This window comes from Halomonas hibernica (genome assembly GCF_013183775.1).
GTDB classification, from domain to species: domain Bacteria; phylum Pseudomonadota; class Gammaproteobacteria; order Pseudomonadales; family Halomonadaceae; genus Vreelandella; species Vreelandella citrativorans.
Map to the genome: position 1 here is coordinate 207768 of NZ_VIFN01000001.1, position 21468 is coordinate 229235.

Below are 21468 nucleotides of genomic sequence, written 5' to 3' on the forward strand. Positions count from 1 at the left end.
GCGTTACCAGGTACCTGTTACCGGGATAGAGGGGACAGCCGGTGCTTGCGGAACGCGATGCGGCGCATATTGGCGGCGGTCGCCTGCATTGATGTAATAGATATTCGATGAGGAGTAAAGAATACGCTCATCGTCGGTTATCTGAATGGTGATAATCACCTCTTCATTGCCTGTAGAGGTCCAGCTACCGCTAACGGCGTCGGCAGCAATCCCGGCGGGTATTAATCCAAGCGCGGGTTCTGCCCAGTGGTTATAGGGGATAGTCGCGACCGCAATGCCTGCTGTCAGGGCTGTAAAGGTACCGACTGGCGGGCGAATAAAGCCCCGGTCTCGGTGTTCAACTACTTCCACGCCGATATGGACATCGGCGGTGTTGGCCGTTGGCAGCGTAGTGAGGTTGGCGCCACGCGAAACGAGCTCGCTGGTCAGTAGCGTGCGAAAACCGCGTTCAAATTCGCCGCCGCTATACGTACTCAGGCTTTGGTGGTCAGGCTCGGTGATATATAAATCCCGAAAACGCACGCGCTCACGCTGTAGAATGCGGTTGGTTTCATAGCGCGCCAGTACTTCCCAGTGGTGAGCGGCCTGCATACGTTGCTGCTCAGTATAAGGATAGGTGGTGGCGATGGGGGCTTGCGAGGTGTTGGCATAGAAGCAGCCGCTTAGCAGTAAGCTTGCAAACCCTGCACAGGCAATGCGGAATAATGGGGGCGTTAGTAAATGGCTTAAGCAGCTCTGCACCAGAGGTTCCTTATCGTGTCATAGGGTCTTTGATAGACTTGTCTAGTTTTACCATGCTTGGTAACCATCGGCCACGGGATTGAAAACTTGAATGAGCGATAACACGCATGCTTGAAGACCATCGCGGCGGCTCGCGCCATGATACGCTAATGTCCGCCTATCCTGCCGATGAAAGTGGTAGCGGATGGATGATTAGCTACATCGATATTATGACGCTGCTGGTGGCGCTGTTTGTCATTATCGTGGCAGCAGCGGGTGCCAAAGCGCCTGAACTGTTTCAAGCATCCTCAGAGGAGGCGGCCCAAACGCCGGACCTTGCACGTGAAATACCGCTTCCAGAGCCCATTGAAAATGCGCTGCAACAGCGCACCATTGAGGCATGGCGGCGAGGGCTGGACCCTCATGCGCTGAGCGCGGCACTGGGCGTTGCCGGGTTGCCTAATCGTAGGGCCAGGCCTGCTGCTACACCCGAAGCGCCGCCGCCACTGCTGGCTCTTGCCCCTGTGGAGGTTTTACCGTCTGAAGAGGTTAATGAACCGTTAGCGTGGATGCCGCCGGTGGTGCTGCCCACATTGTTAATGCGCGTGGATGATGAGGCATTCGCGGCGCCCTTGGCCGATTATATGGTGCTACTGACAGATCGCCCCCCGGTTAATGTTCAGGAAGTTTCAATAGAGGCGGTTAATAGTGCCCAGGCGCTTCAAGCCTCCCTGGCCGAGCGGGTTGATATTTCCCCCTATTTGCCCGACCTGGAAGGTGTTGAGGTTTCCCGGGTAGCGGAAGGGATTAGTTTGCGCGTTCAGGATCAACTGCTGTTCCCTTCCGCTGCGGCGGAGCTCACCAGTGGAGGAAACTCACTGGTCGGCAGCCTGCTGGAAACCATTCAGCGATACGAAGGGGAAGTGTGGGTAGAGGGCCACTCAGACAGCCAGAGTATTAGCACCGAGGCGTTTTCTTCAAACTGGGCACTCTCCAGTGCACGGGCCATTGCCATTGTCGAAGCACTAGAAGCGGAAGGCGTTGCGCCTGAGCGCCTAAGAGCGGTTGGGCTCGCCGCTACTCAGCCGCTTGAAGATAACAGCACGCCAGAAGGGCGGTCACGCAATCGACGCGTCGAAGTCGTCATTCATATTGAGTAAAAAGGCCCGCCGGGGGAGGGCGGGCAAAAGAGCTTGGCTCGAAGTAGCTCGCTAGCCTCAGGGGAGGGGGAATTGCTAGCGAGTACAATTTCAGTATAGTTGTAGTGTAGGTTTTTCCAAGTTTTGCCGAGTGTTTAAAGTTAGCTTAAACGTTTTGACAAGGCTCACATTTTATAATCTTGCATGAATTGGTTTTCTTAATATTTGCCCAGCCCAAAAGGCTTGATAAGCATTGTAGGAGCAGGCTTCAGCCAGCGATGGGGTTGGTTCAACCCCGGGAGGCCTGTGGCCTCCTTCGCCCAGTGGAACTGAGCTCCCACAATGTTTACCTGGCCTCAAGGCTTGGTGAGCTGGGCTCCCATAATGTTTGCCTGGCCTCCAGAATTAATAAATTGGTTTTCTTAATATTTGCCCAGCCCAAAAGGCCTGATAAGCATTGTGGGAGCAGGCTTCAGCCAGCGATGGGGGTGGTTCAACCCCGGGAGGCCTCCGGCCTCCTTCGCCCAGTGGAACTGGGCTCCCACAATATATGCCAAGCTCCGAGGCTTAATGAACTGGCCCCCCGCAATGCTCGCCCATCCCCGGAAGCTTGATAAGCACTTTAGCCAGCAAATGGGGCTTGTGTGCTTGTTAGTGGTATTGCGGGAGGGCTGCTTGCGCTTCTTCGCCGTTTTGATCTACACGGAAGTGAGCAACTTTCTGACGCAGTTGAGTACTAAGCTGCGCTAACCTTTGGGTGGTATGAGTACTCTGTTGCACCAGCCCGGCGTTTTGTTGGGTCATCTGGTCCATCTGGGTCACGGCCAGGTTGACCTGCTCAATACCGCTGCTCTGTTCACTGGTGGCGGCGGATATCTCCTGTACCAGCGTGCTGAGCTGTTGGATATCGGTGACCACGCTATTGATAATGTCACCGGTATTGCGGACTTGCTGGCTGCCTTCGGCGACTTTAGCGCCGGAGTTTTCAATCAGCTTTTTGATTTCCTGAGCGGCCGATGCTGAACGGCTGGCAAGCTGACGTACCTCATTGGCGACCACTGCAAAGCCACGACCCTGTTCACCTGCGCGTGCTGCTTCCACCGAGGCATTCAGTGCCAAAATGTTGGTCTGAAACGCGATGGCATCAATGGTGTTCACGATACTGCTCATTTCCGCCGAGCTTTCATTAATCGTGGCCATGGTACTGACCACCGTGGTCATCGCGTCGCTGCCGCGCTGGGCATTATTCGCCGTGTTCGTGGCCAATTGGCGGGCATGCTCGGCATGGTCAGCATTCTGTTTTACAGTGGCGGTGAGCTCTTCCATGCTGGAGGCTGTTTCGGCAAGGGAGGCAGCCTGCTGTTCGGTGCGGGTTGAAAGCTCTTCGTTAACGCCCACAATTTGCTCAACGCCACTGTTGACCTGGTCGGCACCGTGATGAATATCGCCAATCGTTCCGGCTAACGTCTGCCGCATACGATTAATATCATAAAGCAGGCTTGCTTGGTCACGGCTGGAAAGCTGAGTACTACGGGTAAGGTCGCCATCCGCAATATAACGCACCACCGTTGCCGCATAACGCGGGTCTCCGCCCAGGCGGCGAGAAACATCACGAATGACCCAGCCCATCAGCAGAGTGGCCGGCAAGCCGATGATTAACAGCATGATGATGGAATGCAGCAAGTTGGCAATGAATGCTTCGTTAATATCATCCACATAAACGCCGGTTGCCAGTGACCACTCCCACTCAGGCAGGTAGGCCACATAGCTGATTTTAGGTAGCTGCTCGTCGCCATTGGCACGGCGAGCATGGTAGCCAACGTGGCCGCCTCCCGCTTGCGCTGTGCGAAGCAGTTCGGGATACAGCAGCATGCCGCCGGCATCTTCATAGCGGCTCATATCATCGCCAGGTGTTCGGCTAGGGTGGGAGATGACAATTAAATCGTCATTGAAAGAGAAAATATATTCGCCAGCGCCAAAGCTCACACTGGACATATTATCGATAGCGCGTTGTTGCGCTTCTTCAAGGCTCAGTTCGCCAGCGGCGACCCTTTCTTGTAACACTTCAATCTGGTTATGCACGCTTTCGACGATGTACTGAATGCTGTCGCGGCGTTCGCTTTCGATCGTTTGGCGATTTTCCCAGGCAAGCCAGCCCACCAGCAGCAGCATGGTGATCCAGATGATGCCCAGCGTTCCCCAGAGTTTTTGTGTTGTTGTTATTTGCATTAATATTTTCCTATCACAGCTAAGTAAGTAACGAACACTATACTGTATCGGCCTAACGCTCTATTACTTAAGGCGAGCTAAATAAAATTCGTTAAAAGAGTGTTGAAAATTCGCAATAAGCGCGCTGAAAAGGCGGCGGCATACAATCAAAAACGCCCCCGTGGCCAAAAAGCCAAGGGGGCGTTTTTTCTGCTGCTAGCCTGGTTTAAAAATCGCTATCGTCGTGTGTAACGCGTGACGTTGATGAGCGTGATGGCAGAGGGGTTAAGGTCGACTGGCGATCCACTCGGAAGTGAGACACACGCTCGCGCAGTTGGGTACTAAGCTGCGCAAGCATCTGGGTCGCGTGATTGCTCTCTTGCACCAGCCCGGCGTTTTGTTGGGTCATCTGGTCCATCTGGGTTACGGCCAGGTTGACCTGCTCAATGCCGCTGCTCTGCTCACTGGTGGCGGCGGATATCTCCTGTACCAGCGTACTGAGCTGTTGGATATCGGTGACCGCGCTATTGATAATGTCACCAGTATTGCGGACTTGCTGGCTGCCTTCGGCGACTTTAGCGCCGGAGTTTTCAATCAGCTTTTTGATTTCCTGAGCGGCCGATGCCGAACGGCTGGCAAGCTGACGTACCTCATTGGCGACCACTGCAAAGCCACGGCCCTGTTCACCTGCGCGTGCTGCTTCCACCGAGGCATTCAGTGCCAAGATATTGGTCTGAAACGCGATAGCATCAATGGTGTTCACGATACTGCTCATTTCTGCCGAGCTTTCGTTAATCGTGGCCATGGTACTGACCACCGTGGCCATGGCGTCGCTGCCGCGCTGGGCATTATTCGCCGTGTTCGTGGCCAATTGGCGAGCATGCTCGGCATGGTCAGCATTCTGTTTTACAGTGGCGGTGAGCTCTTCCATGCTGGAGGCTGTTTCGGCAAGGGAGGCCGCCTGCTGTTCGGTGCGGGTTGAAAGCTCTTCGTTAACGCCCACAATTTGCTCAACGCCACTGTTGACCTGGTCGGCACCGTGATGAATATTGCCAATTGTTTCGGCCAATGACTCCCGCATACGATTAATATTATAAAGCAGGCTCGCTTGGTCATGGCTGGAAAGCTGGGTACTACGGGTAAGGTCGCCATCCGCAATATAACGCACCACCGTTGCCGCGTAGCGCGGGTCCCCGCCCAGGCGGCGAGAAACATCACGAATCACCCAGCCCATCAGTACCGTGACAGGAATGCCAATAATTAGCAGCGCAATCAGGGAGCGAATGATACTGCTAACAAAGGCTGCATTAATGTCATCTACATATACACCCGCGCCAAAAGCCCAGTTCCATTCAGGAATATAGGCAAAATAACTGATTTTAGGGAACTGTTCGTCACCCGAAAGCCGGCGCGAAAAGTAATCAACGTGCCCACCCCCTGAGCGTGCGGCTTCAAGAAACGCAGCGTACAAATACATGCCTTGTGTGTCTTGAAAACTGCTCATATCCTCGCCAAGCGGGCGATTTGGATGTGATACGATCTTTAGTTGATCATCAAAGGCAAAGATATACTCGCCTTCAGCGAAGCTAGCGTTTGCCAGGCTGTCAATGCCACGTTGCTGCGCTTCGGCGAGTGTGAGCTCGCCGCTGGCTACCTTGCCTTGAAGGGCATCTAGCTGTGAGTGAAGGCTTTCTACGACGCTTTGAATAGTGTTACGACGTTCCTGCTCAATGGTTTGACGAGTCTCCCAGGTTAGCCAGCCAACCAGCGTTAGCATGGCGAGGCAAATAATTCCCAGGATGCTCCAGAGTTTTTGATTCGTGGTTAATCGTGTCATGGTGTTCTTGTCATAGCCTTTCAAATAATGATTGAAGCTTGTATATCGGCCGAATTGGCGATGTGTTTAAGAGAAAGGCCGTTTAATTTTTCAAGAGGGAGGCAAAAACGAAATGCCTGCGGTGCAGGCATTTTTAAAACAGTACCTTAGCTATTTTTGTTAAGAAAAATTAATGCGTTATTGTGTTTCTGGCGCCGGGCTACCCATCAGCTCGAGCAGCTGTGCTTCCTCCGGCATTCCTTGAATGCGGTCAATGCGCACAACGCCACTGGCTACTTCACGCTGAAAAGCGCTGGTGGGCGTTGCGTAAAGTCCTAATGCGTCAAACAGCTGGTTATTCGTGTACACCTGCTCTTCAATATCACGGGGCTGTGCGCTGGCTGTTATTGCTTCCCCCTCTTCATGACGCTTGAGGGCTGCACTTGGGTCATCAGCCGCCAGCAGCGTGGCGGCTTTGGCAGGGCTATCAGGCGCTAAAATGCCCACCATGATATGGCGTAACTGTACCTCGCCAGCCTCCACCCACGGGCGGGTTTTCTTCCAAAATGCCTGACAGTAGGGGCAGTTGGCATCAGTGAAGGTGTATATCACCCTGGGGGCTTCGGTGCTGCCATCCTGTATCCAGTGGCTATCTTCGAGTAGTTGCCATGTTTCGGCTTCCAACACTGCGCGGACATGCTGGTCCAACTGGGCTTCCGTCAGGTTCTCGCCCTGGTGATCCGTTAGCGTGCCGACAATCGCGTGCTCGCCATCTGGTGTTAAATAAATGGCTATTTCCTGGCCTTGGGCGCTCGCACCAAAACCGCTTAGCCCACCTGGCGCGTCAAACTGGCCGTGAATTTCCCAGCCCTGGTCGGCCAATGCCTGCACCGGTGCAGGCAGCGCGTTAGCGTGGCTGATGTTGAAGCCTGCGAACAGTAGCAAGCCGCTGAGGGCTGTGGAGGTTTTAAAAGCATTGCGTTTTTTAAAAGAGACGTTAAGCGTACGGAGGGTAAGCGGCATCACAACATCCTTGCGTAAGGAGCATAATAAGTGACGCTAACCTATCAGAGCCTGTCACCGAAGCATACACAAACACCTCGGAGGGGTGTTTGTTGGAATTGGGGCATAGCACTTGAAACAGAGACGCCGCGCTACGAAAAAGTGGCCATGTTGATGCCGGTAGCGCATACAATGCATTGTGTTTTCTGGATTCATTAATCCCATGTATTGAACCAATGCAGCGTGTGTGTCAAATCGTTACAATGACGGGCTAGACACTGCTGTTATTGCATCATGGTCCGCGCTTAAACGCTGCAGACATAACGTTTGGGTCGATTGATGGATGAAAACGCGTTTGAGAACAGTCTTGAAAAACAGTGAGTGATAACAGGTTATAACATGCTTACTCGTGCGGCTTACAGCACGGACTGACAACAGGTTGACCGCTATGCATTGCCCTTTTTGTGGTGCTAATGATACTCGAGTGACTGATTCGCGTTTGGTAGCGGAGGGTGATCAGGTGCGTCGGCGCCGACAGTGTGCCAGTTGCCAGGAGCGCTTTACTACCTATGAAACGGCAGAGTTTTTGATGCCAAGAGTTGTAAAGTCGGATGGCTCGCGCGAAAGCTTTAATGAAGTAAAACTACGCGCCGGAATGTTACGCGCCTTAGAGAAGCGCCCGGTCAGCGCTGAAGCTATTGAAGCGGCAGTTGAGCGTATTCGCCAAACTCTGCGCGCCCGAGGCGATCGTGAAATCAATGCGCGTGATATTGGTGAGTCCGTGATGCAGGCATTAAGCAACCTGGATCAAGTGGCGTATATCCGGTTTGCCTCGGTCTATCGTAAGTTCCAGGACATAGACGAGTTTCGCGCTGAAATTGATCGTCTCTCCCAAGAGCCCTCTTTGCCATCGGAGCGTGATAAGGAAGATACGTAATGAGTACCGTTGCCGCGTTTAGCGACGCTGACCACCGCTATATGGCGCGTGCCTTGCAATTAGCCAGGCAAGGGCTTTATACCACTGACCCTAATCCGCGCGTAGGCTGCGTCATTGTACAGCAGCCGCCTGGCCAGCCCGGGCATATTGTGGGGGAGGGGTTTCATGTGCGGGCGGGCGAGCCGCATGCGGAAGTTCATGCGCTCAATGCCGCGGGTGACAAGGCCAAAGGGGCAACGGCTTACGTCACGTTAGAGCCCTGTTTTCATACAGGGCGGACAGGGCCATGTGCGTTGGCGCTTAAAAATGCCCAGGTGGCACGTGTTGTGGTCGCCATGGTCGACCCTAATCCGCAAGTCAGTGGGCAAGGAGTTGAGCTACTAAAGGCGGCCGGTATCGACGTGCAAATCGGCTTGTTAGAGCAAGATGCACGGGCGTTAAATCCTGGTTTTATCGCTCGTATGCAGCATAAGCGGCCCTTTGTGCGTCTAAAAATGGCCATGAGCCTGGATGGGCGTACGGCGATGGGGTCGGGTGAATCGCAGTGGATAACGGGTCCTGAAGCGCGCAGCCATGTTCAGCGCCTACGTGCGCGTTCGAGCGCTATTTTGAGTGGCGTTGACTCGATTATTATGGATGATTCACGGTTGACGTTGCGGGCTGATCAACTGCAAGTAGAGCATGCTGATATCGTGGCGTTACGTCAGCCGCTGCGCGTTATTGTGGATACGCGTTTGCGCCTGCCTTTAGCGGCGGCCTGTTTAAGTGAGCCTGGCCGTACCTTGATAATGACCACGCCCGCACACTCGTCAGAAAAACGCGCCAAGTTAACGGTGGCTGGCGCAGAGGTGCATGTGTTTGAGGCGGGGAGCGATGGGCGTCTTCCGCTGGGCGAATTGCTTGGTTGGCTGGCTGAAAACGAACAGGTCAACGAACTGCTGGTGGAGACTGGCGCCACGTTAGCTGGGGCGCTGCTGGATGCCAGGTTGGTGGATGAGCTGCAGCTTTTTGTGGCGCCTACTTTATTGGGTGGTGAGGCAAAGCCGCTCTTTGCGCTACCTGGGCTCTCACAAATGGCGGATCAGCGGCGTTTAACCATTCATGATATACGAGCGATAGGGCGAGATTGGCGTATTATTGCCTCTCCAGAGCCCGACTAGCGCAGGCGGCGATAGCAAGGTACTCTGTCGCAATTAATCGTCGCAATTAATCGTGTCACAATTCAGTGGGTCGCTATCGGTCATTGATGGTTGCCCGCTTATTTGTCATCAACGTGGTGTCACGATGGTTACGTAGTGCGCAGCCCAAGTGTTGCGCAGCATCGCATACTCTGCGAACTCATATTTAGGAGCTTCCATGGCGCACTCTTCCTCGGGGGGCTTGGCCTCTATTGCTGAACTGATAGACGATATCCGCCAAGGCAAGATGGTGATCCTTATGGATGATGAGGGTCGCGAAAATGAAGGCGATATCATCATGGCGGCCGAAAAAGTTCAGGCCGAGCATATCAACTTTATGGCGCGGTTTGCCCGTGGCCTGATTTGTATGCCGATGACGCGTGACCGGTGCGAGCAGCTTAACCTGCCATTGATGGTACGCGACAATGGCTCAGGGTTTGGTACCAAGTTCACGCTCTCTATTGAAGCAACCCAAGGCGTGACCACGGGTATTTCTGCGGCAGACCGTGCGCGAACGGTTCAAGCGGCCTGTGCGCCTTATGCCAAACCGACCGACCTTGTTCAGCCGGGGCACATTTTTCCGTTAATGGCTGAACCCGGCGGAGTGTTGCGTCGTGCAGGTCATACCGAGGCGGCCTGTGATCTGGCGGCGCTGGCGGGCTGTGATCCCAGCGGCGTGATTTGTGAAGTGATGAACGATGATGGCAGTATGGCGCGCCGCCCGGAGCTTGAGGCGTTTGCCCTGCAGCATGGTATCAAAATCGGTACCATTGCCGACTTGATTCATTACCGTATTATTCATGAGCAAACCGTTGACCATGTTGAAACATCAACGGTAATGACGTCCCAGGGCGAGCTGGCGTTGCATGTTTTTCGTGATCGTATTCAAGGCGCGCATCATTTGGCGCTGGTGAAAGGGCAGCCGACGCCTGAGCAGACCACTACCGTACGCGTTCATTTAGCCGATACGTTGCGTGACGTGCTTGGTTTGGCGAAAGATGATCAGGGGCGCTGGAATGCCCATCGTGCCCTGGAAGAGGTCGCGAGTTCTTCCGCCGGTGTGCTGGTGCTTATTGATGACGGCCGCCCACATCAGGATTTGAAAGACCAGTTGGATGTGTTTTTAGATCGTGTGCGCACCCCGCGCACCAGTGAATCTGATGGCACAGGCAACTATTTAACGATTGGTACTGGCTCGCAAATTCTACGCCATCTAGGGGTAGGTAAGATGCGGCTACTAAGCTCACCGTGGAAATTTTCAGCGCTCTCGGGCTTCGACCTTGAAGTGGTCGAGCTTGTGGGGCCTGATGACATCACGTGTGAGCCAATTTCTCAGCAGGAATAAATTGATGCAATCCCTCTCTCAAGTAGAAGGCACGTTTGTCGACGTCGATGGTCGCTACGTTATTGTGGTTGGCCGGTTCAATCACCATGTGGTTGATAGCCTTGTAGAAGGCGCGATTGATAGTTTGACGCGTCATGGCGTAGACGCCGAAAACATTCACCTTGTTCACGTGCCGGGCGCCTGGGAATTGCCGCTCGCTGTGAAGCGTGTTCTGAAGGTCATGAAACCTGATGCAGTGATTGCGCTGGGCGCGGTTATTCGTGGCGGTACGCCGCACTTTGAGTACGTGGCGGGCGGCTGTAATACGGCTATCAACCATTTGCAGCTGGAGTTTGATACACCGGTTGCCAATGGCGTTTTAACCGTTGAGTCCATCGAGCAGGCAATTGAGCGTGCGGGTACCAAAGCGGGTAATAAAGGAACGGAAGCTGCAATGGCCGCGATGGAGATGGTCTCATTGCTGCGTGCGTTACCGCTAGGAGAGTCACAATGAGCGAGCGCCGTGAGCGTAAGGCCTCTGCTGCCCAGCAGAGCCGCCATGCTGCCCGTGAGCTTACCGTCCAGGGTCTTTACCAGTGGCAGATGACGGGTAAATCAATCACCGCCGTTGAAGCCGAGTTCCGCAGCCAGGTCGCCGATGACGATCTGGAAGATCATGAAAATTGGGTTAAGGTAATGGAGATTGCCGACAAGGCACTCTTTCATGAGCTTTTGCACAATACGGCACGCTATAAGACCGAGCTGGATCGCGAAATATCACCGTTGCTGGATCGCCGTCTGGAAGACCTGGATGCCGTCGAACTGGCTATTCTACGCTTGGGCGCCTATGAGCTTTCTCGCCGTATGGAAGTGCCGTATCGCGTGGTGATTAACGAAGGCGTTGAACTGGCCAAATCCTTTGGCGCAACCGACGGCCATAAATACGTAAATGGTATTCTCGACAAGCTGGCTAACCGCTTGCGAAGTGCCGAGGTCAGCGCCCGCCGCCTGTAACGGCGCGCCGTCTGGTACTGTGGTTAAGGGGCCTTTGTGCTTGCTGAATTTGATTTGATTCGCCGTTATCTGATGCCGTCGCAAGCGCCACTCCCGGCAGATGGTGTCGCACTGGGTGGTGGCGACGACGCCGCACTGTTAGTGCCTAAAGCGGGTCATCAGCTAGCGGTGAGCGTTGATACCTCTGTCGTTGATGTTCACTTCCCGCAGGATGCGCCCGCCTTTGCGGTAGGGCATCGTTCGCTCGCCGTCGCATTAAGCGATTTGGCGGCCATGGGGGCAGACCCTCGCTGGTGTTTTATGGCGCTCACGCTTGATCAGCGTACCTTTGCCAATGATCAAGCGATTCATGCCTGGCTTGAAGCGTTCGCCAAGGGGTTTCATACGCTTTGTCAGCGTCATGCCACCACCTTGGCCGGTGGCGATGTTACCTCAGGTGCGCTTACGATTGGCGTTACCGTGATGGGAGAGGCGCCTACGGGGCATGCCTTGACCCGCTCTGGGGCAACGCCTGGCGATATGATCGCCGTGACCGGCGCCTTGGGCGGCGGGGCGGGTGGGCTAGCCCTTTGGCAACGTGGCGAGCGTGATCTTCAGCATCCCCTGCTACGTCGTTATCTCCTGCCTGAGCCACGTTTGGCCGCAGGCGTTGCGCTTCGAGGGCTAGCCAACGCCGCTATTGATATTTCTGACGGGCTGCTGGCGGACCTTGGTCATCTACGCAAGGCATCAGGCGTTGGGGCGGCGCTTGATATGGCATCGCTGCCGCTGGCTGAGGCGCTGGAAAGTACCCTTGGCCGTGACGCTGCCTGCAACGCTGCGCTCTCGGGGGGGGATGATTATGAACTGTTGGTTACTCTGCCTGCTGAGAACGTTGCCAGCGCGCAGCGTGCGCTTGGCAAGCTGGGGCTACCCTTAACCGTTATTGGCCAATGCAGCGACACGTTGGGTGTAAAAGGGATTGCACCTAACCTGGATACTGGCTGGCAGCATTTTCATGAGGGGGCGCCATGAACCGTGCACCACCAAGTGTGTGGCGTCGCCCAACGCATTTTTTTGCGTTTGGTTTAGGCAGTGGAACGGTGCCCTGGGCGCCAGGCACCTTTGGCACGCTGGCCGCTATTCCTTTCTACTGGATTATGGCGGAACTGCCCTTGGGTTGGTATTTGGGCATCGTGTTCGTGGCCTTTGTGGTTGGCGTTTGGCTCTGTGATAAAACATCGCACGATTTAGGGGTACATGATCATTCCGGCATTGTTTGGGATGAGTTTGTCGGCTACTGGATCACCATGGCTGCCGTTCCCTTCTCCTGGGAGGCGGCGCTGTGGGGCTTTATTGTTTTTCGCATTTTTGATGTGTTTAAGCCTTGGCCTATCCGCTGGGCTGACCGACGAGTGGCTGGTGGCTTTGGTATCATGATTGATGATGTCATGGCCGGGATCTATGCCTGGAGCACCATGCACTTATGGTATTGGTTGCACTAAAACGCAACCGCAGGTGACACTGGGCAGCACTTACTTCCTATTCGTGCGGTTGCTCAAGGAGATGGCATGCGCAAGGAACGCTTAATTGTCCCTATTGTGGCCGCACTAGCCATTGTTTGGATGGCGGGGCAGCTGCTATCCAGCGTGCTATTTGAGCGTAGCCTCCGCCAAGCGCTGGAAGACCTGGAGGCACGGGGCGAGTGGCGAGTGTCTCGTGTTGAGAGCAGTCGGGGATGGTTAAGTTCTCAGGGGCGCCTTCTGCTTTCCCCCCTGCTGGGACGCCCCTGGCAATTGGAGCTTACTTACCGTGCACGTCACGGTATTTTAAGCACGGACGTCGAAGGTACTTTTTTGCCCCGGTTGGATACGGCATTACAGCGTGCGGTAGGGGAGGTAACCGCCGCCTCCGCACCACGTTGGAAAGGCCGTTACCACACGCTTACAGGGCATAGTGAGCTACAGCTGACGCTGGCGCCGTTTATCATTCAGCAAAGCGGGCGGGAGCTTGAGGTCCGTGGGGGGCGACTGCGGTTGGAGGGCGTGTTTGGCGATTGGCGATTACGCGTTCGCCTGGACCAGTTGGCGTTAACCGATGGCGCGGCACAGTTAACCCTGGGGCCGCTGCTGCTTGAAAGCCGTTACACCTATATCGAAGATGCCCACCACTTCGCTCAACGCGACCATCTGCATATTGAGGCCTTGTCACTTCACTACCCAGCGTATGACGTAAAACTGGCACCGCTGGATATACACAGCTACATGGTGCTGGATGAAAGTGAGTTGCGCCTCACCGGAGAACTCATTATGGGCGACGTTATGGTGCCTACGGAGGCACCCGATACGGCGCTGCTTAATGGGCATATTGTCATGGAACTATCACGCCTTAACGCTGATGCGATACGTCAGGCTATTCGTCGGCTGCGCCAGGAAGCGGCTTGGGGAGATGCCAGCTTGCCGATGGCCGAAGGGCTGCTATCCCGGCTTGAACCTGACCTACTGAAAATATTGAGTGACTCTCCGCGATTGGATGTTCTCACTGTGGACGTGGATAGCCCGCTGTTGGGAATTCGTGTTGACGCCGATGGCGCTCTCTTTTTCGATGCTCGAAAGCTGGATCAGCTCAATGTCACCTTGCTTGATAAGCAGGAAGAACGTGCCCGTTGGCTTGAGCGCCTTGATGGCGATTTTATTTGGCATGATGCACCGACGGTGGCCGCCTTATGGCTGGGCTTGCCGTTAGGAACCCGTGAGCTGCAGTTTGACGTTATACGCGGGAATTGGCGTGTGAATGGTCGTCCCATGCCGGACCTCTGGTCGCAATAGGCGGCTCCAGGGGTTGAAGTTTAAGCCGGTTGCCCGCATTCCATGAGCAATGCTAAGCGGTATATCCGCTAGTCACTGTTTACCGGAGGGTATATGAGCGACCAGGATTACGACCGCGATGACGACAATCTCGGCTGGCTGGGAGAAGATGTCCCGTCATCTGCTGAGACTGAACATACAGGTGAAGAGCATCATCGCTCCGATGGCGAGCGGACAAATTCGCTTGTTCCTGCCAGTGATATGCTGCCTGAACGTATTTATTTACTGCCCATTCATAACCGCCCTTTTTTCCCCGCCCAGGTTCAGCCACTGGTCATTAACCGTGAACGCTGGGAAGAGACCATGCGTCGTGTAGGTAATACGCCCCATAAAACATTGGGCGTTGCCTTTGTGGGTGAGGGCGGTGTGGAGTCGTTAGGTCATGACGATTTTCCCGAGATTGGCACCGCCGTTAAAGTGCATAAACTAAAGGGCGAGGACCAGCAGATTCAGTTTATTGCCCAAGGCGTGCAGCGTTTTCAAATCAAACGCTGGTTGTCTAAAGAGCCGCCGTATCTCGTTGAAGTTACCTATCCCAAAGAGCCTGTTGATGCGGAAAACGAGGAGACGCGTGCGTATGCCATGGCGATTATTAACGGCATCAAAGAGTTGCTGCCGATTAATCCGCTGTATGGCGAAGAGTTAAAGCACTATCTGAACCGCTTTAGCCCTCATCAGCCAGGCCCCCTTACCGATTTTGCCGCCGCGATTACGTCAGCCAAAGGCCCTGAGCTTCAGGATGTGCTGAATACGTTGCCGGTAGAAGAGCGGATGCACAAGGTGCTGCCACTGCTGCGTAAGGAAATTGAAGTCGCGCAACTGCAAAGCGAGATCAGTGAGCAGGTTAATGCGCAAATGCAGGATCGGCAGCGTGAATTCTTCCTGCGCGAGCAGTTAAAGGTCATTCAGCGTGAGCTGGGTATTTCCAAGGATGACCGCGAAAACGACGTTGATACCTTTAAAGGCCGTTTGGAGTCGCTGGTCGTTCCCGAGCGTGTCCAGAGCCGTATCGATGATGAGCTGAATAAGCTAAGCGTGCTGGAAACCGGGTCACCCGAGTACGGTACGACCCGCAACTACCTGGATTGGCTAACGTCATTGCCCTGGGGGGTCACCAGCCAGGATAAGCTTGACCTAAGCCATGCGCGTGAAGTGTTAAACCGCGATCACGATGGTTTGCAGGACGTGAAAGAACGTATTGTCGAGTTCCTCGCGGAAGGCACATTTAAAGGCGATGTAGGCGGTTCCATTGTACTGCTGGTAGGCCCGCCAGGGGTCGGTAAGACGTCTATTGGCCGCTCTATTGCAGAGGCGCTGGGCCGCGAGTTTTATCGTTTTTCTGTCGGCGGAATGCGCGATGAGGCCGAGATTAAAGGCCATCGACGTACCTACGTGGGCGCCATGCCCGGTAAGCTAGTGCAGGCATTTAAAGAAGTCGAAGTCGAGAACCCGGTGATTATGCTGGATGAAATCGACAAGCTGGGGCAATCGTTCCAGGGGGACCCTGCCTCAGCGCTGCTTGAGGTATTAGACCCTGAGCAGAATGTCGACTTCCTGGACCACTATCTGGATGTCCGGATGGACCTTTCCAAGGTGCTGTTTATCTGCACGGCCAACACGCTGGACTCAATCCCCGGCCCGCTTTTGGACCGCATGGAGCAAATCCGCCTTTCAGGCTATATCGCGGAAGAGAAGCAGGCGATTGCCAAGCACCACCTGTGGCCGAAGCTTCTTAAGCGCAATAACATGCCTAAAAAGCGCATCAACTTAACCGAGGCGGCGTTAAAGCAGGTTATTGAAGGCTATGCCCGTGAGGCCGGCGTTCGGCAACTCGAAAAGCAGCTTCACCGTATTGTACGTAAAGCGGCGGTTAAGCTCCTGGAAGAGGAGATCGAAACCGTCAAGATTTCGGTCAACAATCTGGAGGAGTTTTTGGGAGCGCCTCTTTTCCGTAAGGAAAAAGCCCTCAAAGGCGAAGGCGTGGTGACAGGGCTTGCCTGGACATCAATGGGCGGGGCAACCTTGCCCATTGAAGCGGGTAAAGTTCATGCGCTGGACCGGGGGTTCAAGCTAACCGGTAAGCTTGGCGATGTCATGAAAGAGTCTGCCAACATTGCCTACAGCTACACCCTGGGCCATCTGCAGGAGTATGGTGCAGATGCTGACTTCTTTGATTCAGCGTTTGTTCACCTGCACGTGCCCGAGGGCGCAACGCCCAAGGATGGCCCTTCGGCGGGTGTCACCATGACCACCGCACTACTCTCGCTTGCCAAGCATCAACCCATTACGCGGCCACTGGCAATGACGGGAGAGCTAACCCTGACCGGTCAAGTGCTTCCTGTTGGCGGCATTCGTGAAAAAGTGATTGCAGCCCGGCGTAGCGACATATTTGAGGTGATACTGCCCGAGGCCAACCGCCGCGATTACGAAGAGCTCCCTGATTATCTTAAGAAAGGTATGACGGTACACTTCGCTAACCGCTATAAAGACGTGGCTAACGTTGTCTTTAAGAATTGAAACATACGCCAGGGAAGGGCTGAGCGAGGGTAGATGATTTAAAACATATTTTCTTATCGAACATCGCGAAAAACCTCGTACTTCTAGTGCGAGGATGGATAGCGAGGGGCGCGAGAGCGTCCCTAGTCCGGCCTCGATTGTTGCTCAATATACTGTTTGACCATGCTCAGGGGGGCGCCTCCGACACTTCCCGCAAAGTAGCTTGGACTCCACAGCGAGTTCTTCCGGTAGGCGGGCTGCACCAGTTCAGGGTGTAGTAACTTCATCCGCCGGCTGGATACCCCCTTCAAACTATTCACCAGCTTGGATACCGCCACTTTGGGTGGAAAGTTGACAAGCAAATGGACGTGATCGGTTTCACCGTTGAACTCCTGTAGCTCCGCCTCGAAGTCCCGACACACTCGGTCGAAAAGCAATTCGAGGGAGTTGAGATGCGCGCCGGTGAACACCTTGCCCCGATACTTGGTGACAAAGACCAAATGGGCATGGAGTTTAAAAACGCAGTTTCTTCCTGTTCTGATAGCTTGTTTGGTTTCCATAGACCAAGTATATTCGAAGCCATGAAGCAGACCAAGACCCTCAAGGTTCGAGTGAAGGACAAACACGCCGCCGAGCTTAACCGCATGGCCCGCAGCGTGAATTTTGTTTGGAACTACCTCAACGAACTGTCTTCTCGAGCCATTCGGGAGAAAGGTCTGTTTCTGTCTGCCTACGACATGCATCCCTATACCAAGGGTGCTGGCAAGGACCTCGGCCTGCACAGCCAAACGCTGCAATGCATTGCTGCTGAATACGTTGCCCGCCGCAAGCAGTTCAAAAAGCCCCGCCTGAATTGGCGCAAGTCCGGCGGTGTACGCCGCTCACTTGGCTGGATTCCGGTCAATACCGGCGCGGCCAAGTGGAAGAACGGGCAGGTATTTCACAACGGCACCTACTTCAAGGTGTGGGATAGCTACGGCCTGTCGACATACAAGTTCCGTGCCGGCAGTTTCAACGAAGATAGCCGGGGCCGGTGGTATTTCAATGTTGCGGTCGAGGTGGACGTGCAGCCAACGCTTGGGCAGGGCGCCGTTGGCATCGACCTTGGGCTCAAGGATGTGGCCACCTGTAGCGATGGAGGAAGGCTGGAAAATAGCCGCTTCTACCGCCGCATGGAAGACCAGTTGGCGACAGCCCAACGTGCGCGTAACAAGCGGCGGGTAAAGGCTATTCACGCCAAGATCAAGAACCGTCGCCAAGACGCGCAGCACAAGTTTTCCCGGAAACTCGTCAACCAGTACGGCGAAATCGTCGTGGGCGATGTTTCCTCAACCAAGCTCGCGAAGACCAAGATGGCCAAAAGCGTCTACGACGCTGGCTGGTCACAACTGAAAACGATGCTGGAATATAAATGCGCTCACGCAGGCATCGTCTTCAAGGTCGTTCGCGAAACCAACACCACCCGCGCCTGTTCGTCGTGCGGCTCGCTTAGCGGGCCGCAGGGCGTCAACGGGTTGCGAGTAAGGGTCTGGGAGTGCGTGGAGTGTGGTGTACTCCACGACCGGGACGTGAATGCGGCCCGGAATATCCTCAGCCTCGGGGCAGGACGTTGCCCTCAAGAAGTTGGAATCCCCGTCCTTTAGGGCGGGGAGGACGTCAATCTACGCAATGTACTCAACGGCTTAGCGGGTGCGCGCCACCTGACCTTTCAGATTGCGGCAGGGAACCTGGCGGCCAGCAACAAGCAAACTAGCCACGATGAGCTCGGGGAGCTGCTCTACTCACTGGATACCATGCGCTTTAGTTTGGCCAGTATCGTCACTGATCTGGATAGCCGAGTGTCGATCGTGACCCCGGCCGTTAGGCAGATTGCTGCTGAAAACGAAGAGCTTTCATCACGTACCGAGCAGCAAGCATCATCGCTTCAGCAAACCGCTGCCAGCATGGAAGAGATGACCTCTACCGTGCAGCAGAATACTGAAAACGCGCGCCAGGCAACCGAGCTTGCCATGCAAAATGCCGACAGTACACGCGATACCGGCAAACAGATGGAAGCCCTGGTTGAGCGTATGCAGCGCATTGCTCAAAGCGCAGAAAAAATGACCGAAATGATCAGCGTGATTGATGGCATTGCTTTTCAGACCAACATACTGGCGCTCAATGCCTCCGTCGAGGCTGCCCGCGCGGGCGATCATGGCCGTGGCTTTGCCGTTGTCGCCAGCGAAGTGCGTAATCTAGCGGGGCGGAGCGCGACGGCTTCCCAGGAAATTCGCAAAATGATCGACAGTACTACTCAAGAGGTCAGCGGCGGGCGGAGTGCTGTAGAGCAGGCAGAGCGCGCCATTGAAAATGTGATGCAGCAGGTAAACCGTGTCAGCGTGTTAATGGAATCCATTAGTGCAGCCTCTAATGAGCAGAGCAGCGGTATCGGACAAATTAATTCAGCCGTCGCTGAAATGGACCATGTGACACAGCAAAATGCATCAAAAGTGCAGTCAATCGCGGCGTCAGCTGACAATTTGGCGCTAGAGGCCTTTGAGCTGGCCAACGTGGTCGATGCGTTCCGCTTAAAAGGCTTTCAAGAAGAGAGTGCCAAGGCTGCCCGCGATAAGCTTTCGTTTACGCATAAGGCTCAGCAGAAAACAACCAGGCAACTGCCTGCCGCCAGTAATGCCGCACTTGGTAAACTCGCCGCCCAGCCTCAGCACGACCAGTGGGAAGAGTTTTAAGCGTCTAACGCCTCAACACGCCCGTACCTGATAGATGCCACCCTCCAGGGTGGCATTTTAGAAACGCGTCAGCGGATTAATCTCGTCGGACACTACATCTGGCGCTGTGGGCAGCGCTCATGCCACAATCATGGGCGCTGGATTCACCTGCCCACCGCCGAGTTGGCAGCGGGCCAAAAAAAAAGATGTAGAGGACACTATGCCTGAGTATCGCTCCCGTACGACCACCGCTGGCCGCAATATGGCTGGCGCCCGCGCTTTATGGCGCGCCACGGGTATGAAAGATGACGATTTTCACAAACCTATTATCGCGGTCGCCAACTCCTTTACCCAATTTGTCCCCGGTCACGTCCACCTGAAAGATATGGGCCAACTGGTTGCGCGTGAAATTGAGAAAGCCGGTGGCGTAGCCAAGGAATTCAACACTATTGCCGTCGATGACGGCATTGCGATGGGCCACGACGGCATGCTGTACTCGCTGCCCAGCCGCGACATTATCGCCGACAGCGTTGAGTACATGTGTAACGCGCACTGTGCCGATGCGTTGGTCTGTATCTCCAACTGCGACAAGATCACCCCTGGCATGTTGATGGCTGCCATGCGCCTGAATATTCCGGTCGTCTTTGTCTCAGGCGGGCCGATGGAGGCCGGCAAAACCAAGCTGTTAAATCATGGCCTGGATTTGGTAGACGCCATGGTAATGGCGGCTGACGACAGCGTGGATGATGAAATGCTGGCCGAAGTTGAGCGTAGCGCTTGCCCCACTTGCGGCAGCTGCTCAGGCATGTTTACCGCCAACTCAATGAACTGCCTGACCGAAGCGCTCGGCCTGGCGCTGCCGGGTAACGGCACTGTGCTGGCAACGCACTCGGACCGTCGTCGTCTGTTTGAAAACGCCGGCCACAAGATTGTTGAGCTGGCCAAGCGTTACTACGAAGGTGACGAGGCGCACCTGCTGCCTCGCGCGATTGGCTCGAAAGCCGCTTTTCGTAACGCGATGACCCTCGATATCGCCATGGGCGGTTCCACCAATACCATTTTGCACCTGCTGGCGGCCGCGCAAGAAGCGGAAGTCGACTTCACCATGTCGGATATCGATCAGCTTTCCCGTGAAGTGCCTCAACTGTGTAAAGTGGCGCCCAATACCCAAAAGTACCACATTGAAGATGTGCACCGGGCGGGTGGCATCATGGCGATTTTGGGTGAGCTTGATCGCGCGGGCGTGCTGGATACCTCGGTGCCCACGGTTTACGGTGATAGTCTCAAAATCGCGCTGGACGAGTGGGACATCATGCGCTCACCCAGCCCGGAAGTGGTTGAGTTCTTTAAAGCAGGCCCAGGCGGCGTGCCCACCCAGACGGCCTTCTCGCAAAGCACGCGCTGGCCGAGCCTGGACGGCGACCGAGCGACTGGCTGTATCCGTAACCTGGAGCACGCATTCTCAACCCAGGGCGGCTTGGCCGTGCTTTACGGCAACATCGCGCTGGACGGCTGTGTGGTCAAAACCGCCGGCGTCGATGACTCGATCCTGCTGTTTGAAGGCACGGCTCATGTGGTGGAGTCCCAAGATCAGGCGGTCGCCAACGTACTGGATGGCAAGGTAAAAGAGGGCGATGTCGTGGTAATCCGCTACGAAGGCCCTAAAGGCGGTCCCGGCATGCAGGAAATGCTTTATCCAACCTCATACCTTAAATCCAAAGGGCTGGGCAAGGCCTGCGCGCTACTGACCGATGGTCGCTTCTCGGGGGGTACATCCGGCTTGTCCATCGGTCACGTATCGCCTGAAGCGGCAGCGGGGGGCGCAATCGGCCTGGTGGAACAGGGCGATACCATCATCATTGATATCCCCAACCGCACGATTAACGTCAAGCTTTCCGATGCTGAGCTTACCGCTCGTCGCGAAGCGATGGATGCTAAAGGAAAAGAGGCCTGGAAACCGGTCGAGCAGCGCCCCCGCAAAGTGACGCCTGCGCTAAAGGCCTATGCACTGTTAGCGACGTCCGCTGACAAAGGAGCGGTGCGCGATCTTTCCAAGCTCGATTAAACGTTCGCAAGGAGC

Annotated in this window: 18 protein-coding genes; 13 read left to right on the top strand and 5 right to left on the bottom strand. The window is 55.0% G+C overall.

Translation table 11 applies throughout. The features are described 5' to 3' along the window. Positions 1–3 precede the first annotated feature (3 nt). Positions 4–741 (bottom strand): hypothetical protein, encoded by a 738-nt coding sequence (locus tag FKN99_RS00985; RefSeq protein ID WP_319643864.1) that lies wholly within the window; start codon positions 739–741, stop codon positions 4–6. Between the two features lie 107 nt (positions 742–848). Here FKN99_RS00985 and FKN99_RS00990 point away from each other — a divergent pair, with 107 nt between their 5' ends. After that, positions 849–1880, top strand: coding sequence for an OmpA family protein (locus tag FKN99_RS00990; RefSeq protein ID WP_172116153.1), 1032 nt, complete (start codon positions 849–851; stop codon positions 1878–1880). Between the two features lie 630 nt (positions 1881–2510). On the opposite strand, the gene FKN99_RS00995 is transcribed toward FKN99_RS00990, so the two are convergent. The 3 genes from FKN99_RS00995 to dsbG all read right to left on the bottom strand — a co-directional run bounded on the left by FKN99_RS00995 (position 2511) and on the right by dsbG (position 6906). Continuing rightward, positions 2511–4088 carry a methyl-accepting chemotaxis protein gene (locus FKN99_RS00995; protein WP_172116154.1) on the bottom strand — a complete coding sequence of 526 codons (1578 nt, stop codon included), beginning with the start codon at positions 4086–4088 and terminating at the stop codon, positions 2511–2513. 205 nt (positions 4089–4293) lie between these two features. After that, positions 4294–5904, bottom strand: a complete 1611-nt coding sequence (locus tag FKN99_RS01000) for a methyl-accepting chemotaxis protein (RefSeq protein WP_172116155.1) — start codon at positions 5902–5904, stop codon at positions 4294–4296. Positions 5905–6081: 177 nt separating this feature from the next. Next, positions 6082–6906 carry a thiol:disulfide interchange protein DsbG gene (dsbG, locus tag FKN99_RS01005; RefSeq protein WP_172116156.1) on the bottom strand — a complete coding sequence of 275 codons (825 nt, stop codon included), beginning with the start codon at positions 6904–6906 and terminating at the stop codon, positions 6082–6084. A 427-nt stretch (positions 6907–7333) separates the two neighbouring features. Here dsbG and nrdR point away from each other — a divergent pair, with 427 nt between their 5' ends. The 9 genes from nrdR (at position 7334) to lon (ending at position 16701) form a co-directional block, all read left to right on the top strand. Further along, positions 7334–7822 (top strand): transcriptional regulator NrdR, encoded by a 489-nt coding sequence (gene nrdR, locus FKN99_RS01010; protein WP_172116157.1) that lies wholly within the window; start codon positions 7334–7336, stop codon positions 7820–7822. Next, entirely contained in the window at positions 7822–8982 is a 1161-nt protein-coding gene (gene ribD / locus FKN99_RS01015) for a bifunctional diaminohydroxyphosphoribosylaminopyrimidine deaminase/5-amino-6-(5-phosphoribosylamino)uracil reductase RibD (protein WP_172116158.1), read from the top strand. Before nrdR ends, ribD begins: the two co-directional genes overlap by 1 nt. A gap of 196 nt (positions 8983–9178) precedes the next feature. Continuing rightward, a complete protein-coding gene (gene ribBA, locus FKN99_RS01020; RefSeq protein ID WP_172116159.1) occupies positions 9179–10345 on the top strand; it encodes a bifunctional 3,4-dihydroxy-2-butanone-4-phosphate synthase/GTP cyclohydrolase II in 1167 nt (388 codons plus the stop codon). A 4-nt stretch (positions 10346–10349) separates the two neighbouring features. Beyond that, positions 10350–10838, top strand: coding sequence for a 6,7-dimethyl-8-ribityllumazine synthase (gene ribH, locus FKN99_RS01025; protein ID WP_087105680.1), 489 nt, complete (start codon positions 10350–10352; stop codon positions 10836–10838). Then, positions 10835–11338, top strand: a complete 504-nt coding sequence (gene nusB / locus FKN99_RS01030; protein WP_087105682.1) for a transcription antitermination factor NusB — start codon at positions 10835–10837, stop codon at positions 11336–11338. The genes ribH and nusB overlap by 4 nt, the downstream gene beginning before the upstream one ends. A gap of 36 nt (positions 11339–11374) precedes the next feature. Next, positions 11375–12352, top strand: coding sequence for a thiamine-phosphate kinase (gene thiL / locus FKN99_RS01035; RefSeq protein ID WP_172116160.1), 978 nt, complete (start codon positions 11375–11377; stop codon positions 12350–12352). Then, a complete protein-coding gene (locus FKN99_RS01040) occupies positions 12349–12822 on the top strand; it encodes a phosphatidylglycerophosphatase A family protein (RefSeq protein WP_087105686.1) in 474 nt (157 codons plus the stop codon). Before thiL ends, FKN99_RS01040 begins: the two co-directional genes overlap by 4 nt. Before the next feature lie 66 nt (positions 12823–12888). Further along, positions 12889–14145 (top strand): DUF945 family protein, encoded by a 1257-nt coding sequence (locus tag FKN99_RS01045; protein ID WP_172116161.1) that lies wholly within the window; start codon positions 12889–12891, stop codon positions 14143–14145. Positions 14146–14238: 93 nt separating this feature from the next. After that, on the top strand, positions 14239–16701 hold the full coding sequence (gene lon / locus FKN99_RS01050) for an endopeptidase La (RefSeq protein WP_172116162.1): 2463 nt from the start codon (positions 14239–14241) through the stop codon (positions 16699–16701). Positions 16702–16823: 122 nt separating this feature from the next. Here lon and tnpA read toward each other — a convergent pair whose 3' ends face one another. Continuing rightward, positions 16824–17240, bottom strand: coding sequence for an IS200/IS605 family transposase (tnpA, locus tag FKN99_RS01055; RefSeq protein ID WP_172116163.1), 417 nt, complete (start codon positions 17238–17240; stop codon positions 16824–16826). Between tnpA and FKN99_RS17830 the strand changes: the two genes are divergently transcribed. The 3 genes from FKN99_RS17830 to ilvD all read left to right on the top strand — a co-directional run bounded on the left by FKN99_RS17830 (position 17133) and on the right by ilvD (position 21453). Beyond that, complete coding sequence (locus FKN99_RS17830) at positions 17133–18323, top strand: RNA-guided endonuclease InsQ/TnpB family protein (RefSeq protein WP_253926937.1); 1191 nt, start codon at positions 17133–17135, stop codon at positions 18321–18323. The two genes, tnpA and FKN99_RS17830, sit on opposite strands and share 108 nt — an antisense overlap. Positions 18324–18473: 150 nt before the next feature. Beyond that, positions 18474–19409: a methyl-accepting chemotaxis protein gene (locus tag FKN99_RS01065; protein ID WP_406565412.1), complete on the top strand. Its 936-nt coding sequence runs from the start codon at positions 18474–18476 to the stop codon at positions 19407–19409. Positions 19410–19608: 199 nt separating this feature from the next. Then, on the top strand, positions 19609–21453 hold the full coding sequence (ilvD, locus tag FKN99_RS01070; protein ID WP_172116164.1) for a dihydroxy-acid dehydratase: 1845 nt from the start codon (positions 19609–19611) through the stop codon (positions 21451–21453). Positions 21454–21468 lie beyond the last annotated feature (15 nt).

Excerpts from the sequence above, each read along its gene's own strand:
- FKN99_RS00990 (WP_172116153.1), top strand. The coding sequence starts at position 849 with ATGCTTGAAGACCATCGCGGCGGCTCGCGCCATGATACGCTAATGTCC.
- FKN99_RS00995 (WP_172116154.1), bottom strand. The coding sequence starts at position 4,088 with ATGCAAATAACAACAACACAAAAACTCTGGGGAACGCTGGGCATCATC.
- FKN99_RS01000 (WP_172116155.1), bottom strand. The coding sequence starts at position 5,904 with ATGACACGATTAACCACGAATCAAAAACTCTGGAGCATCCTGGGAATT.
- dsbG (WP_172116156.1), bottom strand. The coding sequence starts at position 6,906 with ATGCCGCTTACCCTCCGTACGCTTAACGTCTCTTTTAAAAAACGCAAT.
- nrdR (WP_172116157.1), top strand. The coding sequence starts at position 7,334 with ATGCATTGCCCTTTTTGTGGTGCTAATGATACTCGAGTGACTGATTCG.
- ribD (WP_172116158.1), top strand. The coding sequence starts at position 7,822 with ATGAGTACCGTTGCCGCGTTTAGCGACGCTGACCACCGCTATATGGCG.
- ribBA (WP_172116159.1), top strand. The coding sequence starts at position 9,179 with ATGGCGCACTCTTCCTCGGGGGGCTTGGCCTCTATTGCTGAACTGATA.
- ribH (WP_087105680.1), top strand. The coding sequence starts at position 10,350 with ATGCAATCCCTCTCTCAAGTAGAAGGCACGTTTGTCGACGTCGATGGT.
- nusB (WP_087105682.1), top strand. The coding sequence starts at position 10,835 with ATGAGCGAGCGCCGTGAGCGTAAGGCCTCTGCTGCCCAGCAGAGCCGC.
- FKN99_RS01040 (WP_087105686.1), top strand. The coding sequence starts at position 12,349 with ATGAACCGTGCACCACCAAGTGTGTGGCGTCGCCCAACGCATTTTTTT.
- FKN99_RS01045 (WP_172116161.1), top strand. The coding sequence starts at position 12,889 with ATGCGCAAGGAACGCTTAATTGTCCCTATTGTGGCCGCACTAGCCATT.
- lon (WP_172116162.1), top strand. The coding sequence starts at position 14,239 with ATGAGCGACCAGGATTACGACCGCGATGACGACAATCTCGGCTGGCTG.
- FKN99_RS17830 (WP_253926937.1), top strand. The coding sequence starts at position 17,133 with ATGCGCGCCGGTGAACACCTTGCCCCGATACTTGGTGACAAAGACCAA.
- tnpA (WP_172116163.1), bottom strand. The coding sequence starts at position 17,240 with ATGGAAACCAAACAAGCTATCAGAACAGGAAGAAACTGCGTTTTTAAA.
- FKN99_RS01065 (WP_406565412.1), top strand. The coding sequence starts at position 18,474 with ATGCGCTTTAGTTTGGCCAGTATCGTCACTGATCTGGATAGCCGAGTG.
- ilvD (WP_172116164.1), top strand. The coding sequence starts at position 19,609 with ATGCCTGAGTATCGCTCCCGTACGACCACCGCTGGCCGCAATATGGCT.